The sequence below is a fragment of the Sphingobium cloacae genome, from assembly GCF_002355855.1.
Lineage (GTDB): Bacteria > Pseudomonadota > Alphaproteobacteria > Sphingomonadales > Sphingomonadaceae > Sphingobium > Sphingobium cloacae.
The window spans coordinates 2,793,458-2,807,830 of record NZ_AP017655.1 but is presented as its reverse complement, the minus strand read 5'-3'; the positions used below and the strand labels follow the sequence as shown (position 1 = coordinate 2,807,830).

Sequence of the window (14,373 nt, the reverse complement as noted above, 5' to 3'; positions counted from 1 at the left end):
GCAAATACAGGAGAACGGCGGCGGCGCGCTGATCTTGATCCGGCGAGACCAGCTTCTATGAAGCGGCCTTCTCCTCGCCCGCCGGCGCCTCGCCGACATCTTCGACGATCTCCTGTCTGAACTTCGGCCCCTGCGCCAAACGGCGTCCGAGCGCGGTGATGAAAGCCTCATAGCGCTTTCCGGCCATTGCCCGCGCCGCCTGAGCGGCAGGTTCGGGAAGCGCCGGCGTCGTCGTCAGCCAGAACCGGACGAACACGGCCATGGCTTCGACACTGATGCCGACATCGCGCTCGATGCGCGTCAGGCGGCGATCGATCTGGTCGAGCCGTTTGGCGACCACCGCCTCCCGCCGCTGCGCGTCGTCCGGCGACAGAAAGGAGGCGATGGCGGCTTCGGCTATCAGGGAGAGCGATTGCTCGCGGCGCGCGGCGAAGTCCGAGAGCATCGCCATGACATCGGGATCGAGATAGACCGAGATCTGCGCCTTCTTCTTGCGTCCGGTCATGGCACTACAGCTCCATGCCGTCGTTGGGATCGAGCGAAACCTGGCGAGCGACGCCCCGCATGACGCGGGTCAGCCGCTGATTGCGGGTTGCTTCGTCTTGGGTATCGTCGGGCAGTTCGATCTCGAACTCATTGTCGATCGGCGTCTTCTTCTCGATGGGCGTCACCCGGTTGAGTTCGGGCTGGTGACGCCGCTCGGACTCGGTCGGATCGTCATCGGGGCCGATCGGTGGGGCCGCAGCATCGCTCGCCTCGGGGCGCGCTGGCGTCGGCAGCTTGCTCCAATCGTCTGGCCGACCTTCGGCGGGTCGTTCCAGTTTGGGGGGTGGCAGGATGCGCTCCTTGAAGCGGATGTCTTCGTAGTAGCGCGCCTTCTTTGCACGAATGGGCGGCGTGCCGGCGACCATGACGATCTCATCGGTGGGTGGAAGCTGCATGATTTCGCCCGGGGTCAGGAGCTGACGCGCGGTTTCCGAGCGCGATACCATCAGGTGGCCGAGCCAGGGCGAGAGCCGGTGGCCGGCATAGTTCTTCATCGCCTTCATTTCGGTGGCGGTGCCGAGTGCATCGGAAACGCGTTTGGCGGTGCGTTCGTCGTTGGTGGCGAAGGAAACGCGCACATGGCAGTTGTCGAGGATGGAGTTGTTCGGCCCGTAGGCCTTCTCGATCTGGTTCAGCGACTGGGCGATCAGGAAACCCTTGAGGCCGTAGCCCGCCATGAAGGCCAGGGCGGATTCGAAGAAGTCGAGCCGGCCGAGCGCGGGAAATTCGTCGAGCATGAGCAGCAGCCGATGACGCCCGGCCTTGGCCTGTAGATCCTCGGTCAGGCGCCGCCCGACCTGGTTGAGGATCAAGCGGATCAGTGGCTTGGTGCGGTTGATGTCGGACGGCGGGACGACAAGGTAGAGTGTGGCCGGGCGCTTGCCACCCACCATATCGGTGATCCGCCAGTCGCAGCGCCGCGTCACCTCGGCGACGACGGGATCGCGGTAGAGGCCGAGAAATGACATGGCGGTGCTGAGCACACCGGAGCGCTCGTTGTCCGACTTGTTGAGGAGTTCGCGCGCAGCGCTGGCGATGACAGGGTGCGGCCCCGCGTCGCCGAGATGGCTGGTCTTCATCATCGCCGCGAGGGTCGACTCGATCGGCCGCTTCGGATCGGAGAGGAAGGCCGCGACGCCGGCGAGCGTCTTGTCGTCCTCGGCGTAGAGGACGTGCAGGATCGCGCCGACCAGCAGAGCGTGGCTGGTTTTTTCCCAGTGATTGCGCTTTTCGAGGCTGCCCTCGGGATCGACGAGGATGTCGGCGATATTCTGGACGTCGCGGACCTCCCATTCGCCGCGGCGCACCTCGAGCAAGGGATTGTAGGCCGAGGATTTCGGATTGGTCGGATCGAACAGCAGGACGCGGCCATGCCGGGCGCGAAAGCCTGCGGTAAGCTGCCAGTTCTCTCCCTTGATGTCGTGGACGATGGCCGAGCCTGGCCAGGTCAGGAGAGAGGGCACGACCAGACCGACGCCCTTGCCCGATCGTGTCGGTGCAAAGCACAGCACATGCTCCGGCCCATCGTGGCGGAGGTATGCGCGTTCGTAGCGGCCCAGCACCACCCCGTCAGCGCCGAGCAGCCCGGCCGCCTTCACTTCTCCCTTCTCGGCCCACCGCGCCGAGCCGTAGGTCTCGGCGTTCTTCGCCTCGCGAGCGCGCCAGACCGACATGCCGATCGCGACGGCTATGGCGATGAAGCCGCCCGATGCCGCGATCATCCCGCCCTCGGCGAAGATGTCCGGGGCGTAGGCTTCGTAGAAGTACCACCACCAGAAGAGCGCAGGCGGATAGTAGATCGGCACCCCCGCCAGAACGAACCAGGGCGAACCGAGCTGAGCCTGGAAGCCAAGGCTCCACGCGACATATTGGGTTGCCGCCCAGGTGGTGATCAGGATGATCAGAAAGACGACGGTAATCTGCCCCCAGAGGATTTTGGTCGCGGACATCGCAGCGTTCCTTTCTTGTTGGGTGGTTAGAGGCCGAGGCCGCGCTTGCGACCGAAGCTCCAGTCGACGCCGCCGTCGGCGCGTGCGACGCCGGAGACGTGTTTGCCGAGATGCTTGTCGAGGGACGGCGACCAGGGCACGAGCTGGAAACCGAGGCCGTCATCGATCATGGCGAAGCGGCCGGATGCGAGCGCAAGGCGCTGGCGATAGGCGCCGGCGACATATTCGCCGTTTCCCGCTGGCTTGAACGGCTGGCCGGTTTCGGAGCTGAGTTTGTCGGCCACGGCGTCCAGTTCGCGGCGGCGGAGCGTGTCGATCAGATTGCGGGCGAAGGTGATGCGCTGCCCCTGGCGATCGGCAAGACCTTCGCCAACCAGATGGTCGGCGCGGCGCTGCATCGCCTCCCGGACCTCGGCACCGAATCCCCCCTCCGACATGGCGACCGGCTCGCGGGCGATGGCCTGCCGGTCGAGCCACGTCGCGCCGATCGCGCTTACCTGCTGCTTGAGATCGAGGTCGGATCGGATGGCGATCGCGACGCGGCGATCACCGCGCGTATCCTCATAGGCGCGCAGTTCGACGATTGATCCCGCTCGGCTGTCACCGGCGGCGTCGAGATGCGGCAGCCTGATGTGATGCGTCCTGCCGTCGACGCCGTCGACGATGGCGTAGGCCGTCCCCTTCAGCTCGTCGTCGAGGCCGCGCGCGACCAGTCGGCCGATGACCGGCACGTCGAGACTTTCGCCGGCCAGGACATAGTTCGTTGATCCGCGCTCGATGCCGTGCTCGACCAATGCGCGGTGCATGCGCTTGATGATGTCACCGCGTAGCCCAAGTTCGCGCAGCACCGTCTCGGCCTCGGACTTGATGATCCATTGCCCTGGGCCGACCTGTTCGGCGACGCCGAGCACCTCCAGCCTGCGCAGCCGCCCGACTTTCAGTGCATGGAACTCGTCGGGCTGGCGGTCGGCGTCCGGGGCAAGATCAATGACGCCCGATTTTCCAGCATCGCGGACAAGCTGCCGGTCGAGCTGCGTCCAGCGTTCTGCCCCGATCTGGCTTTCGAGGGTCCGGCGGATGTCGAGATCGCTGCGCGGTCCCAGTTCCCGCGTGATGAGGTCGCGCGCCCGGTCGCGCATCCCTTCCTTGATGTAGTCGCGGGAGATCACGAGATCCTGGCCGTCGTCGCGGACGCCGCGCACGATCAGGTGGACGTGCGGATGAGCGGTGTTCCAGTGATCGACCCCGACCCAGTCGAGCTGCGTGTCCAGATCCTTCTCCATTTGGCCGACCAGATCGCGGGCGAAGGACTTCAGGTCCGACATCTCCGCAGCGTCGTCGGGCGAGACGATGAAACGGAAGTGATGGCGGTCCTCCTCGCACCGTTCGGCGAAGACCCGGCCGTCAGCATCCTCGTTCCCCGATCCGAACAGCCGCGCCTTTTCTCCGTCACGGGTGACGCCGTCGCGGCGGAGATAGTCGAGATGGGTGCCGAGGGGGGCTGCGCGGGCGCTATGCCGAACGACGCGGGCCTTGATGACCGCGCCGCGCGTGCGCGCGGTGATGAAGCGGTTCGCCTGGATGCTGGCGCGCTGGCCACGGCCGAAGCGGGAGCGATTGGCGGAGACGATGCGCCCGGAACGCGAGATGCCGCCGCCCGCTTTCTTCGCTGCGGCGAGGGCCTGGGCAATGAAGGGCCGGGCCGACTGGGCGCGGGTCGAGCGGATGCGCCCAGGCCGAACGCGGAACTCATGGTCATCGGCCATGAGGCGAGCCCGCAATGTGCAAAAAAGTGCGTAAAGACAATGCACTGGGCCTGTGGCGCACATTGCCCAATAGCATGACAATGTGCGCGGCGCGCCAGAAATTCCTGCAAAAACAACCGCCCGACCGCCGCACAATGTGCGCCCTTTTATCCTGCCATCGTTCGGTTGTTGTGCCTGCCTCTCTCCCTTGCGCCCTCCATGTTACGCGAGGGTGCGACAGGCTGCGACGGTTGCCGGACGGGCTCATCACGGTGTTCCCGGGTCGGAGCGAGCGACGACGAGGGGCGTGTCCAGCGGTTCGGCTGGATCGGATGCGCGCGCCGTGACCGGGGGCCGGCGATCGTCCGTATGTGCGTTACCCGGTCGTGAAACGACGGAACGCGCGTCAATGGACCGCACGACGAACAGCGGGGCCTCACGCCAATCTGGCGCGGGTGGCGGCGTGACGGACGGTGGGCCGGATGGCGATGCCGCGCCGAGTTGCGGAGCGAGGAATGCGATGTAGGCGCGCGTTTCGGCAGGCAGTGCGCGGCCTGTTCGCAGATAGGCATCGTAGCGGGCAGGACCGGCATTATAGGCCCCCAGCATCGCCGGGACATTGCCGTAACGGTCGAACATTTCGCGCAGATAGGCGGTGCCTGCGAGGATATTGTCGCGCGGATCGTAGGGGTCACGACCGAGGCCATAGCGGGTGCGCAAATCCGCCCAGGTGTCGGGCATGATCTGCATCAGTCCCATCGCCCCGGCCGATGATATGGCCCGAACATCACCCGCGCTTTCGGCGCGTTTGACGGTGCCGATCCAGAGTTCGGGAATGCCGAAGCGCCGCGAAGCTTCCGCGACGAAGGCGGCGTGCGGTTCGGCTGATGTCGTGCTCGGGGCGGGTGAGCTCTGCGCGACAGCGGTGCCGGCCGCGCTGGTGGCGACGATCAGGCCGGAAAGGAGAAGGAGAGCCATGCGCCGGGCGGATCGAGGCCGCCCGGGCGCACTCTGCCGGCTCGTCGATGATCGGCGAGCAGACATCGATCAGTCCTTCTCGGCGCGATCGCGCGGGCGCGACCAGTGCAGCGACCAGGACGTTTTGTCGTCACCGTTCTGGAAGAGGTTGGCGCGGATCGGCTGCGGGAGTGTGGGATCGTCGAGCTGGATCGAGACGAACGCGCCGGCCTTGTCGCTGGAGCGTTTCCAGCCAGCACCGATTTCCGGGCCGTCCTCGCCCTCGGCATGAACGCGATAGTCCGGCGCATTCTCGGTATCGCTCGGCTCGGCCGCTACGATGGCGACCGCGATGTCGAGGCTGAGGGTGCGAATGCGCCCGTCATAGCCAGTCTTCAGCTTCGTGAACTCTCCGATCTGTGTCATGCGAGACTCCTGTCGATTGTGCTGCGGTGATGAAATCGGCGGCGGTGGGAATGCCGCTGGTCGCGCGCTCACCGCGTCGGCGCGCCCCATTCGAAGCGGTCGTTGCCTTCCTCGTCGGTCCACAGCGGGGCCGCGCGGCCGATGATCTGCTTGGTGGAGGTCAGGCCGAAGTAGCGGCCATCGAGGCTGTCGGGGACCTGCCAGTTCATGAGGAAGACTTCGCCGGTCGGAATGCGGCGGCAGCCCTGCCAGACGGGCAGGTCGCGGCCCGCGCGATCACGTTCCCGCGCTTCACCCATCTCGACGCCATCGACGGTGATGGTGAGGTTCGCGCGGCAAACCGTCTGCCCGGCGGCGCCGAGGATGTGCTTCAATAGCGGTACGCCTTTGGGCAGATAGCCGCGTTCGGCGAGGAAGGCGGCGAGCGGCTCGGGCGCATCGACGGCGACGAGGTCGGTGACTTCGAATGGGCCGTCGGAGTCGATCATGTAGAGGCCGACCGGCGCGCTGGCCGATGCGTTCCATAGGAGCTTGATCGGCATCGGCGTGAGCGCCGGATACGCAACGCCCATCGTGGCGAGCGCCATCGTGAGGATGAGGCCGGGCCGCTTCACAGCATGACCCTGGTGCGCAGCAGGAAGGCGCGATGCTGCGCGGGCGTGTAGGTCTGAGGTTGATGACCTGCCGCCAGGCGGTTGTGGACATGACGCCAATGGTCCGGCGCAGCCGTGTCCGCGTCGATCCCGATCGCCTCGATGCCATCGATATGCCGGAGGACGCTTTCGACCTTCGGCCAGCCTTCGATCTTCAGCAGGATTTCACCGCCCGGGCGCACGAAAGGCAGCGTCTGGTGCGGTTCGCCCGGCTCGATCGCGCGCACGATGTCGATGTGAGAACTGACCGTTCCGAAGTCGTTGGCCGTCCATCGGACGAAGGCGAATACGGTATTGGGCAGGAACGAGACGACACGCCGCCGGCGGTCGATGATCTGTTCGTGCGCCTCACGGCCGAACCTGATCCAGTATTCGATCTTTTGCTCGACCCATGTCAGCTCGACATGGGTCAAGTCGTCGCGAGGACGTGCTGACGGCATCGCGCCGCCGCTCGCGTGGGGAGCCGCGATGCCGGTCATGAGGAATCTCCTTCGGTTGGCGGGAACTCGCGCGCGAGCATCGCGCGCAGCATGTCGGCGACGGTGACGCCGCGACCGAAGGCGGCGATCTTGATCCTGCCGCGCAACTCGGGTGTCACGTCGATGGTTAGCCGGGCGGTGAACGCGCTTGCATCGATCGTGTGCGGCGCGGTGTCGGCACCCTTGATCCATCGATCGGGATCGGCAGGGCGCGCTGCGAAGCCGCGACGGGTGGATCGCTCGGTCATGGAGCGCTCCTGCCGATGGGAAGACGCAGCAGTTCGTCGGCGAGCGCCGCGATTTCGCGCGCGGCCAATGTCGCATCGTCGCGTTCGGCGACCAGACGGCCCGTCTGCGCCGCGGCGGCAAAGGCGACACGCTGGCCGATGGTGGCGGCGAGGAGCGGCGGGTCGTGCTCCGCCAGCATCTCGGCCGTCTCGCGGGCAAGGATGGTGCGCGCGTCGCAGCGGTTCAGCACGAAGCGGGCGACAAGCTCGGGGCGGTAGATGCGCGCCTCGCCCAGAAGCACCAGCATCTCCGCCGACGCCCAGCCATCGAGCGGTGACGGCTGCACGGGGATCAGCACGAGGTCGGCGGCGAGGAGCGCCGAGCGCATCAGGCCCGCGACGCGCGGCGGGCCGTCGATGATGATGTTATCGACGCTCTTCGCCAGTTCCGGCGCTTCGCGGTGGAGCGTGTCACGGGCCAGGCCGACGACGCCGAAGCGGCGCGGCAGGCCGCAACGGCTGCGCTGCTCGGACCAGTCGAGCGCGGAGCCTTGCGGGTCCGCATCGATCAGGGTGACGCGCTTGCCGCGTCCGGCGAGTTCGCCAGCGAGGTTGAGCGCCAGCGTCGTCTTGCCGACACCGCCTTTCTGATTGAGCAGCGCGACGATCATCGCGCACCTCCGGGCCGGTTCCCGAACGGACGCGGATCGGTAGCAAGCGGTTCGCCTTCCTGCCGGCCTGGCTGGGTGGCGGAGGTGCCGCGAGCTGGCGTTTTGCCGTTGGCGCGGAGGTTGTTCGCGGCGGTGCGGATAAGGTTTCCCACATCGCGCGCGCGCTCTTCAAAGTTAGATTCTGGGTTAGACTCTAAGTTAAGGGTGCGATTCCACCTGTGTTTTCCAGAGCTTATGGCTGACTTGGGTTCCCGATGGCACGAGCCTCGGGTTCCTGATGGCACGATAGTCCGGGTTCCCGATAGCACGAGGCCGTCCACAGCTTTTCCACAGGCTGCGAGCGGCTCGAAGGCGAGCAGCGTGCGCCCACCAATCTCCACCTCGAGAGAGAGGCGGTAGCCGGGCAGCGGCTGGCGCCGCACGATGTCGCGTAGCTCGAAGGCGAAGCGCTTGAACGGCGACAGGCTGCCGGATTTGAGATGGAGATGGCGCAGGTCGAAACGCCAGCCGGCGCGCTGACGGCCGCCATGTTTGCGCACGAGGCGGTAGAGCCAGCGATCGAGGCCGCCGGTGAGATCAAAATAGGCCGGGTCGATGGTGAGGATGAGAGCGTCATCGAGAACGGCCTTGTAGAACCAGTCCGGGACGATCAGTTCGATGCCGTCAGGCCGCCCTTGACGATTGGTGCGCTCCTGCCACTCGTTGATCCAGGAGAAGCGATGGCGGCGACCCTCGACCGGTTGCCGGATGGATGTCGACACCGTGGTGGATTGCAGGCGGTCCAGCGCCGCCTTGAGGCGTTGATAGTCGCGCAAGGACGTGCCGCGACCAACGTAGTTGAGGATTTCATAGGGCGTCGCTGCCATCAGGCGCGAGGTGCGAAGACCGGCATCGCGCGCTTCGACGATCTGACTGGCCGCCCAGATCAGGATGTCCGCGTCCCAGATCGTGGCCATGCCGTGATCGGGCACGGCTTCGACCCGGATCGTGACGTTGCCGGCGGCAAAATCGATCGGAGCGATGCGACGGGATTTGGAGAGGGAGAAAAAGGGATAGGCCATCAGATCCTGCGCGTCTCGCGGCGCGAAGTCGCCAGGGAGCGCGCGAAACAGATCGAGCTGCCCGCGCTCCGAAAGGTCACGACGCGCCGCCATGCAGGGGACCGGCGCGCTCAGCGTGCGTAGCGGCCGGCGATCTGGCCGATCGGCAGCGCGTGGCGTTTGGCGGGAAGGACCGATCCGCGCGGATCGGAAGTCGAGGTGACGGCGCCGCGCGCCGCCCAGCTTTCGAGGTCGTCGACGGAATAGACGACCCGCCCGCCGAGTTTGCGGTAGGCCGGGCCGGTGCCATAGGTGCGGTGCTTTTCGAGCGTGCGTGCCGAGAGGCTGAGAAACTCGGCGGCTTCCTTGGTCCGCAGGTAGCGTGGCGGGAGCGCGGCGGTATCGGGTCGCATGAGCGGGCCTCCGTGAGGTTGCTGGGGGCCGCTGGCGATCAGCGGCTGACAGCGACCACGGTGGCGGAGGACCATCGGCGGGTGGGATGGGGAAGTTGGGGTGGCTGAATTTCACACCCCAGTCATCGACCCGGCTAAGCGCGGCGGCGGTGCCGGAGCAGTTTCAGATAGCCGCCGCCGATGAGCGCCATGCCTGCCTCGACGAACCCGATCACCGCGTCGCGCAACGGGGATGTCTTCCAGGGGTCGGTTTCGACGCGCGCCGCCCCGTAAATTGCGATGGCGATCTCGCGATAGGTGGCGCCGTTCATGCGCCCATCGGCTGCGCGGAGCCTCAAACGAAAACGGCGGCGCTGGTCGACGGTCAGGCGTGTGTCGCGCAGGGGCGGGCGTTCGAGCCAGGCTCGCGACAACCGGGTAAGCGCATCGATGCGGTCGAGGATGTCGTCATCGATTGGTATGACTGCCGCGAGTTGATCAGTGGGCGATACGCCGGGGCGAAAAAGGATCTGGAGGTCATGCTCGCGGAGAACGGAGTAGGCCCCTTCTGGGCCGTCACGCTCCGCAATGAAGCGATCGGCGAGACTATTGTCGGCCTGGGGCAGGAAGTCTGGCCGCTGCGTCAGCACTATGAGGGCCGGATTGTTTGATGGCGACCACACCACTTGCTGCTGCATCGCTGAAAGACTGGGTCTTGCGGCGAAATCGCAACCCCCAGCGCTGCTGCGCTTCGTGAGGCAGCGGCAAGGTTTCGGTGCTGGCGGCGGCCAGACGTGCGTAATGGTCCTGATACAGGCGGGATCTGCGAAGGCATTCCCATGCGAGTCCTTCGATCGCAAGAGTATCGAGGAAGTCGTAGCCCCCCTCATTCCGCCAGTCCGATGTATCAGGCTTCATTGCATCAACTCCCCGCGTGGTGCGCGTAAGTCGAATGCCCATTGTTCGTGGCATGGGGTGGATGCCGGAACCCTGAAGCGGGGCATCGCGTGATGTTGAAAGGGCATCACACGGGCTGCAAGCATGTCAGCCGTGGGCCTGCCGAAGGAGATGCTGATAACCCGTGTGCGTCATCCAGCGGGCGCGGGCGAGATGGCTATCATGGATGCGCTGGCAGCGCTCTGGTTCGCTGGCGGGGTCGAGGCCGAACAGGACCTGGACGGCTTCTTCCCAATGCGCACCGTCAGCGGCCGCATCCAACAAGCGCATGTAGAGTTTGACATGCGACCTGTCGTACTCGGTGAGTTCCTGCCCGGACGGAGCGATATCGTCGAATGCTTTGGTCATGGTACAAACGCGATTGGTAAACGAAGCTTGCCCGTTAACCAAGTTCGATCGAGCGCATCGGCAGCGTATGCAATGGGCAATTACGCGGGAGGTCAGTGCGCGACGGTGGATCGGTTCGGCTTGTTTCCGCGATCGTCGACCAGCAGCACTCCTTGCCCTCGGTCGGTCGACAGGAAAACGATGCCGGCGGCTTCCAGGGCCCTGCGTGCCTGATCGCGTGTTGTCTCGTATACCTCGAGCCCGCTTTCGGATTCAAGGCGCTTGAGTGCTGTCAGCGATATGCGGGCCTTGTCAGCGAGCGTCTCCTGCGTCCAACCCAGCAACGCGCGTGCGGCCCGGGATTGTCGGGCGGTGATCATGCATGATCACCTCCCATCGCAACCCACGCGCGTTCCAGAACTACGACTATTTTAGTCGCCCTCGCCCCTTCCGGCTAGCTTATAGGCCCGAGTCGGGACCGGCATCGCGATGATCTTGACCGGTCGATTCGCCTATTTGTCTTGATGTTATTGGTGAGGCCGAGGGTTCTTCTGCCCGGTTTTTCGGATTTCACCAGTAAAGCCGAACCGTTCGCATTCGGTTGCGGCGCACCTATCCGCGGACCGCACCAGTGGCAGCCGATCCGCTTTGAACCGTAAGGCGGCCCCGGCCTTGCGGCCGGGGCCTTGCTGTGTCCGCCTCAGTCGCTGCGGCGACCGTTGGGGCGGGACCAGATGAGGGAGAAGCCTTCGCCATCGTCGTCGTCGAAGAGGTTGGCATAGATCGGAGCGTTGAAGCTCGGATCGTCGAGCTTGAGGCCCAGATAGTCGCGGCCCTCGTTGGAGCGCTTGGACCAGGCTGCGCCAATCTCGGCGCGGCCGACCAGGACCCGGTGGCTGGGGGCGTTCTCGCCGTTGGCGCGCAGGTCGGGAACGATGCGCACGCCCTTGGCCTGGACGCTGAGGGTGACGATTTCGCCGGTGAATTCGTTCGATCCGGTCTTCTTGAAGGTGCCGATGGTCGCCATTGTAAGTCTCCGTTTTCCGTTTCGAGCCCGCACCATTGCGGCCTCGATGGCGATCGACCGGCCGGAGGCGAGCGCCGACACATCGCTTGCGACCGCAGCGAGAGCGGAGGATGGCGCAGGCGCGATTTTGTTGTTTCGCGAGGAATGACGGCGCAGCCGGCAGGGGAAGAAAGTCGGGACCAGCCGTTGTGGCTTAGGCGCTCGAGGCGAAGCTGACCTTCGGCCAGATCAGGCCATTGAAGAGGCCGTTTTGGAGCGGGTGCTGGACGGGATCGTTGGCGGAGACAGTGGCGGCCCTCGCATTGGCCCCAGAGACCCGATCAATGATCACAGGTGGAAACATCCCTTGAACAGGCCTGCGCTACGCATTTGCCATTCCGTTAGCCCTGACGGAACGCTTCGACACTGAGGTTCCTCCGGCCACGACGTCGCTGCCGCTTACGGCGCGCTCCACCGCTGCACTACAGGCGGGCACAGCCGATGTCCCGCAATTCCGCTTCCTATCGGGCTAGCCTGATGGCGTGCGCGATAATGCCATGCGCCGCCTGATCCCGCTCCAAATGGGTGTCGGGGGTTAGGTGTGGGACACATGCCCCGCCACAGGGCTGGGCGCCGCCATTCCGGTGATACGGGCGAATGCCACGATGCCGACCGCGATGGCTCCGATGATCGAGAATGCGGTCTGCCATGTCTCCGACGGCATGGTGTGTTTCACGATACCATGAGTGGCATGGAAACCGGCGACCACAGCCGGGGCGACGAAGGCCGCGGCGATGAGCAGCCGCGCCCAGGTCGGACGGACGGTCGCGAGCAGCAATTGGCCGAGGCCGAAGGTAAGACCTGCGGCGACAAAACCGACAAGGATCGCGCCTAGCCATCCGGCGCCAGTGCCATAGGCCCATGTGCCTGCGGTCACGCCCGCGAAGAACGGAAGTGCGAATACCGCAAGCGTGAACAGCAGCCAGCAAAGGAAGCCGATGGCGGCGATGCTGAGAAGAATGCCGATGAAGATCATGGTGGTGTCTCCGCAAATGTCAGACGGATGCGCCTCCACCACCACCATGGCGCGACAGCGAGATTAGCAGAAATTCTGTCGCCGGGGGAGCGCAAGCGCACCGCGTCCGCCGTTCGTGCGACCCCGTTCGCCTCATGAGGCGAAGGGGTCGATTTCACCGATGATGGCGTCGTCGTCGCCGTCATATTCGGTAGCCGGGGTGACGGAGAGCGTGCCGTCGCCGGCGCGGTAGATGACAATGGCGGCCATCAGGGTGGTGGCGAGGCTGAAGGCGAAGGCGTGAGCGGTTTGGAAGGACATCGACCTGGCTCCTGTTTGAGCGGAGGTCCATCCCCCGCTGACAGGCGCCCGAAGAGTTCGGCCGTTGGCCGCAATCACCGCGCAAGGCGCAGCAGGAGCGGCGGCACGCGCATGCGTAGTCCGACCCTTTACGGGTTGATGGCGTCAGGCCATCGGCAGAACCAAAGGGTCAGCGTCTTGAAGCGGGGGTGGGCAGACGGCCTACGGGATGGGTGTATGCCTCTTCCGAACTGGAGCATCCTGCGGTGGGTTCTCCAGACTTGGAGTTGGTAGTTTTCTCTGAGTGGTGCGTCACGTAGTTAGTACTCAATGTTCGAATTGGAGGAAAATTTTGAGATTCAGTGAGTTCGCGAACCTTCCAACTTTGACCGAAATCCTTGTGTCCGAAGACAATGACCGCTTTGAACGCCTGGACGAAGGCAAATGGGTTAACGGTCGTTTCGATAAGAACATTCGCATCGATCAGCCAACTCACGGTGTTGGGCAGACCCATGCGCATGTATACGGGCGGAAAGGAGATGAGATCGGCGTTGTAAATATTGACGGTTCATCGAGCCATGGCACGCAATGCCGGCTGAGCGATGCCGATGCCGACGCCCTGCGCAATCGTGGTTTCACTATCAGAGCCGGCAACATCGTCGAATGGATCGTGCTGGGCACGCAACCTCAGCTACTCTTGGGTTGACGGCGGCGCTTACGCGCCGCCCGAGCCGAACCGATAGACCGGGATGCCCATCTTGCGGGCTTTGTCGGCGAGATTATCCTGAATGCCCGTACCTGGGAAGATCACGACCCCGATCGGCACGATGCTGAGCATCTGGTCGTTGCGTTTGAAAGGTGCCGCCTTGGCGTGCCTGGTCCAGTCGGGCTTGAAGGCGACCTGCGGCACCTTGCGGCTATCGGCCCAGCGCGAAGCGATCTTTTCGGCGCCTTTCGGCGAGCCGCCGTGCAACAGCACCATGTCCGGGTGCTTGGCATGGATCTGATCGAGCTTGGCCCAGATATGCTTATGGTCGGCGGTGTCGCCACCCGAGAAGGCGATCTTCGGCCCGGCTGGCACGAGCACCTCGCTATCTGCGCGCCTCCTGGCGGCGAGGAAATCGCGGCTGTCGATCAGCGACGCGGTGAGGTGGCGATGGTTGACCCGCGATCCGGTGCGTTGCGACCAGGGTGAGCCGGTGGCGACGCGATAGCGCTCGGCGGCAGCCTCGCGGAAGGTTTCCATGCCGTCGCGGCGGTCGATCAGGTTCATGCCGATGTCGATGAGGCGCTCGAGCTGGAGGGATTTCACCTCGGAGCCGTCCTGTTCGCGCTGAAGCTGCTTTTGCGCTTGCTCGTTGTCGTCGAGCTTCTGTTCGATCCGGTCCACCGCGCGGTGGAAGATGTTGACGGTCGACCAGAGCAGATCGGGGAGATCGAAATCGAGGCTCGTGTCCGTGATCGTGGCGACGAGGGCGTCGAATATGTCGGCGACGGCGCCTTCGATGGTGCGGTCTTCCGGTGGCGGGCGTTGGTCGAGTTCGTCTTCGGAAGGACGATAGCCGTGGAGTTGCAAGTCCTGGATCAGCTGGTCGGTCGGGGATGATTCGTGGTGCGGTTCGTAGTCGTCGTGCTCGCTCATGGAATGCTCCGTCGGATTGGACCGCGACCGTCGCGGCCTTC

The 14,373-nt window shown here is 65.0% G+C and carries 19 protein-coding genes and 1 pseudogene; 1 reads left to right on the top strand and 19 read right to left on the bottom strand.

What is annotated here, in order from left to right; all coding sequences use genetic code 11:
• Positions 1-55: 55 nt before the first annotated feature.
• The 18 genes and pseudogenes from SCLO_RS13860 to SCLO_RS23410 form a co-directional block, all read right to left on the bottom strand.
• The gene (locus SCLO_RS13860; protein ID WP_066520636.1) at positions 56-505 is read right to left on the bottom strand and encodes a CopG family transcriptional regulator; all 450 of its coding nucleotides are present in this window, start codon (positions 503-505) and stop codon (positions 56-58) included.
• Between the two features lie 4 nt (positions 506-509).
• Entirely contained in the window at positions 510-2,495 is a 1,986-nt protein-coding gene (locus SCLO_RS13855) for a conjugal transfer protein TraG (protein ID WP_066520638.1), read from the bottom strand.
• 26 nt (positions 2,496-2,521) lie between these two features.
• A complete protein-coding gene (locus SCLO_RS13850) occupies positions 2,522-4,261 on the bottom strand; it encodes a relaxase/mobilization nuclease domain-containing protein (protein WP_066520641.1) in 1,740 nt (579 codons plus the stop codon).
• Positions 4,262-4,507: 246 nt separating this feature from the next.
• On the bottom strand, positions 4,508-5,218 hold the full coding sequence (locus SCLO_RS13845; RefSeq protein ID WP_066520643.1) for a lytic transglycosylase domain-containing protein: 711 nt from the start codon (positions 5,216-5,218) through the stop codon (positions 4,508-4,510).
• 69 nt (positions 5,219-5,287) lie between these two features.
• Entirely contained in the window at positions 5,288-5,623 is a 336-nt protein-coding gene (locus tag SCLO_RS13840) for a DUF736 domain-containing protein (protein WP_066520646.1), read from the bottom strand.
• 68 nt (positions 5,624-5,691) lie between these two features.
• The gene (locus tag SCLO_RS13835) at positions 5,692-6,237 is read right to left on the bottom strand and encodes a S26 family signal peptidase (RefSeq protein WP_066520648.1); all 546 of its coding nucleotides are present in this window, start codon (positions 6,235-6,237) and stop codon (positions 5,692-5,694) included.
• Positions 6,234-6,755, bottom strand: a complete 522-nt coding sequence (locus tag SCLO_RS13830) for a DUF2840 domain-containing protein (protein ID WP_066520653.1) — start codon at positions 6,753-6,755, stop codon at positions 6,234-6,236. Before SCLO_RS13830 ends, SCLO_RS13835 begins: the two co-directional genes overlap by 4 nt.
• Entirely contained in the window at positions 6,752-7,003 is a 252-nt protein-coding gene (locus tag SCLO_RS13825) for a hypothetical protein (protein WP_066520654.1), read from the bottom strand. The genes SCLO_RS13830 and SCLO_RS13825 overlap by 4 nt, the downstream gene beginning before the upstream one ends.
• Complete coding sequence (gene parA, locus SCLO_RS13820; protein WP_066520657.1) at positions 7,000-7,653, bottom strand: ParA family partition ATPase; 654 nt, start codon at positions 7,651-7,653, stop codon at positions 7,000-7,002. The genes SCLO_RS13825 and parA overlap by 4 nt, the downstream gene beginning before the upstream one ends.
• A gap of 338 nt (positions 7,654-7,991) precedes the next feature.
• Positions 7,992-8,807 (bottom strand): annotated as a pseudogene (locus SCLO_RS13815) (replication initiator protein A); the annotation flags it as partial.
• Positions 8,808-8,824: 17 nt separating this feature from the next.
• Entirely contained in the window at positions 8,825-9,106 is a 282-nt protein-coding gene (locus tag SCLO_RS13810; RefSeq protein WP_066520661.1) for a helix-turn-helix transcriptional regulator, read from the bottom strand.
• A gap of 134 nt (positions 9,107-9,240) precedes the next feature.
• Positions 9,241-9,783, bottom strand: coding sequence for a DUF2285 domain-containing protein (locus SCLO_RS13805; RefSeq protein WP_169800574.1), 543 nt, complete (start codon positions 9,781-9,783; stop codon positions 9,241-9,243).
• Positions 9,692-10,003, bottom strand: a complete 312-nt coding sequence (locus SCLO_RS24400) for a transcriptional regulator domain-containing protein (RefSeq protein WP_083949178.1) — start codon at positions 10,001-10,003, stop codon at positions 9,692-9,694. The genes SCLO_RS13805 and SCLO_RS24400 overlap by 92 nt, the downstream gene beginning before the upstream one ends.
• Before the next feature lie 126 nt (positions 10,004-10,129).
• Complete coding sequence (locus tag SCLO_RS13800) at positions 10,130-10,390, bottom strand: DNA -binding domain-containing protein (RefSeq protein WP_066520670.1); 261 nt, start codon at positions 10,388-10,390, stop codon at positions 10,130-10,132.
• A gap of 92 nt (positions 10,391-10,482) precedes the next feature.
• Positions 10,483-10,749 carry a helix-turn-helix domain-containing protein gene (locus SCLO_RS13795; RefSeq protein ID WP_066520673.1) on the bottom strand — a complete coding sequence of 89 codons (267 nt, stop codon included), beginning with the start codon at positions 10,747-10,749 and terminating at the stop codon, positions 10,483-10,485.
• Between the two features lie 320 nt (positions 10,750-11,069).
• Positions 11,070-11,396 carry a DUF736 domain-containing protein gene (locus SCLO_RS13790; protein WP_096362148.1) on the bottom strand — a complete coding sequence of 109 codons (327 nt, stop codon included), beginning with the start codon at positions 11,394-11,396 and terminating at the stop codon, positions 11,070-11,072.
• Positions 11,397-11,970: 574 nt separating this feature from the next.
• A complete protein-coding gene (locus tag SCLO_RS13785; protein WP_456154405.1) occupies positions 11,971-12,459 on the bottom strand; it encodes a hypothetical protein in 489 nt (162 codons plus the stop codon).
• An 84-nt stretch (positions 12,460-12,543) separates the two neighbouring features.
• Positions 12,544-12,711 (bottom strand): hypothetical protein, encoded by a 168-nt coding sequence (locus SCLO_RS23410; protein ID WP_169800607.1) that lies wholly within the window; start codon positions 12,709-12,711, stop codon positions 12,544-12,546.
• A gap of 364 nt (positions 12,712-13,075) precedes the next feature.
• Here SCLO_RS23410 and SCLO_RS13780 point away from each other — a divergent pair, with 364 nt between their 5' ends.
• Positions 13,076-13,396, top strand: coding sequence for a hypothetical protein (locus tag SCLO_RS13780; RefSeq protein WP_066522464.1), 321 nt, complete (start codon positions 13,076-13,078; stop codon positions 13,394-13,396).
• 9 nt (positions 13,397-13,405) lie between these two features.
• On the opposite strand, the gene SCLO_RS13775 is transcribed toward SCLO_RS13780, so the two are convergent.
• On the bottom strand, positions 13,406-14,332 hold the full coding sequence (locus tag SCLO_RS13775; RefSeq protein WP_096362147.1) for a DUF2493 domain-containing protein: 927 nt from the start codon (positions 14,330-14,332) through the stop codon (positions 13,406-13,408).
• Positions 14,333-14,373 lie beyond the last annotated feature (41 nt).

Coding starts and splice junctions, on each gene's coding strand:
- SCLO_RS13860 (WP_066520636.1), bottom strand. CDS start 505: ATGACCGGACGCAAGAAGAAGGCGCAGATCTCGGTCTATCTCGATCCC.
- SCLO_RS13855 (WP_066520638.1), bottom strand. CDS start 2,495: ATGTCCGCGACCAAAATCCTCTGGGGGCAGATTACCGTCGTCTTTCTG.
- SCLO_RS13850 (WP_066520641.1), bottom strand. CDS start 4,261: ATGGCCGATGACCATGAGTTCCGCGTTCGGCCTGGGCGCATCCGCTCG.
- SCLO_RS13845 (WP_066520643.1), bottom strand. CDS start 5,218: ATGGCTCTCCTTCTCCTTTCCGGCCTGATCGTCGCCACCAGCGCGGCC.
- SCLO_RS13840 (WP_066520646.1), bottom strand. CDS start 5,623: ATGACACAGATCGGAGAGTTCACGAAGCTGAAGACTGGCTATGACGGG.
- SCLO_RS13830 (WP_066520653.1), bottom strand. CDS start 6,755: ATGACCGGCATCGCGGCTCCCCACGCGAGCGGCGGCGCGATGCCGTCA.
- SCLO_RS13825 (WP_066520654.1), bottom strand. CDS start 7,003: ATGACCGAGCGATCCACCCGTCGCGGCTTCGCAGCGCGCCCTGCCGAT.
- parA (WP_066520657.1), bottom strand. CDS start 7,653: ATGATCGTCGCGCTGCTCAATCAGAAAGGCGGTGTCGGCAAGACGACG.
- SCLO_RS13810 (WP_066520661.1), bottom strand. CDS start 9,106: ATGCGACCCGATACCGCCGCGCTCCCGCCACGCTACCTGCGGACCAAG.
- SCLO_RS13805 (WP_169800574.1), bottom strand. CDS start 9,783: ATGCAGCAGCAAGTGGTGTGGTCGCCATCAAACAATCCGGCCCTCATA.
- SCLO_RS24400 (WP_083949178.1), bottom strand. CDS start 10,003: ATGAAGCCTGATACATCGGACTGGCGGAATGAGGGGGGCTACGACTTC.
- SCLO_RS13800 (WP_066520670.1), bottom strand. CDS start 10,390: ATGACCAAAGCATTCGACGATATCGCTCCGTCCGGGCAGGAACTCACC.
- SCLO_RS13795 (WP_066520673.1), bottom strand. CDS start 10,749: ATGATCACCGCCCGACAATCCCGGGCCGCACGCGCGTTGCTGGGTTGG.
- SCLO_RS13790 (WP_096362148.1), bottom strand. CDS start 11,396: ATGGCGACCATCGGCACCTTCAAGAAGACCGGATCGAACGAATTCACC.
- SCLO_RS13785 (WP_456154405.1), bottom strand. CDS start 12,459: ATGGTGGTGGTGGAGGCGCATCCGTCTGACATTTGCGGAGACACCACC.
- SCLO_RS23410 (WP_169800607.1), bottom strand. CDS start 12,711: ATGTCCTTCCAAACCGCTCACGCCTTCGCCTTCAGCCTCGCCACCACC.
- SCLO_RS13775 (WP_096362147.1), bottom strand. CDS start 14,332: ATGAGCGAGCACGACGACTACGAACCGCACCACGAATCATCCCCGACC.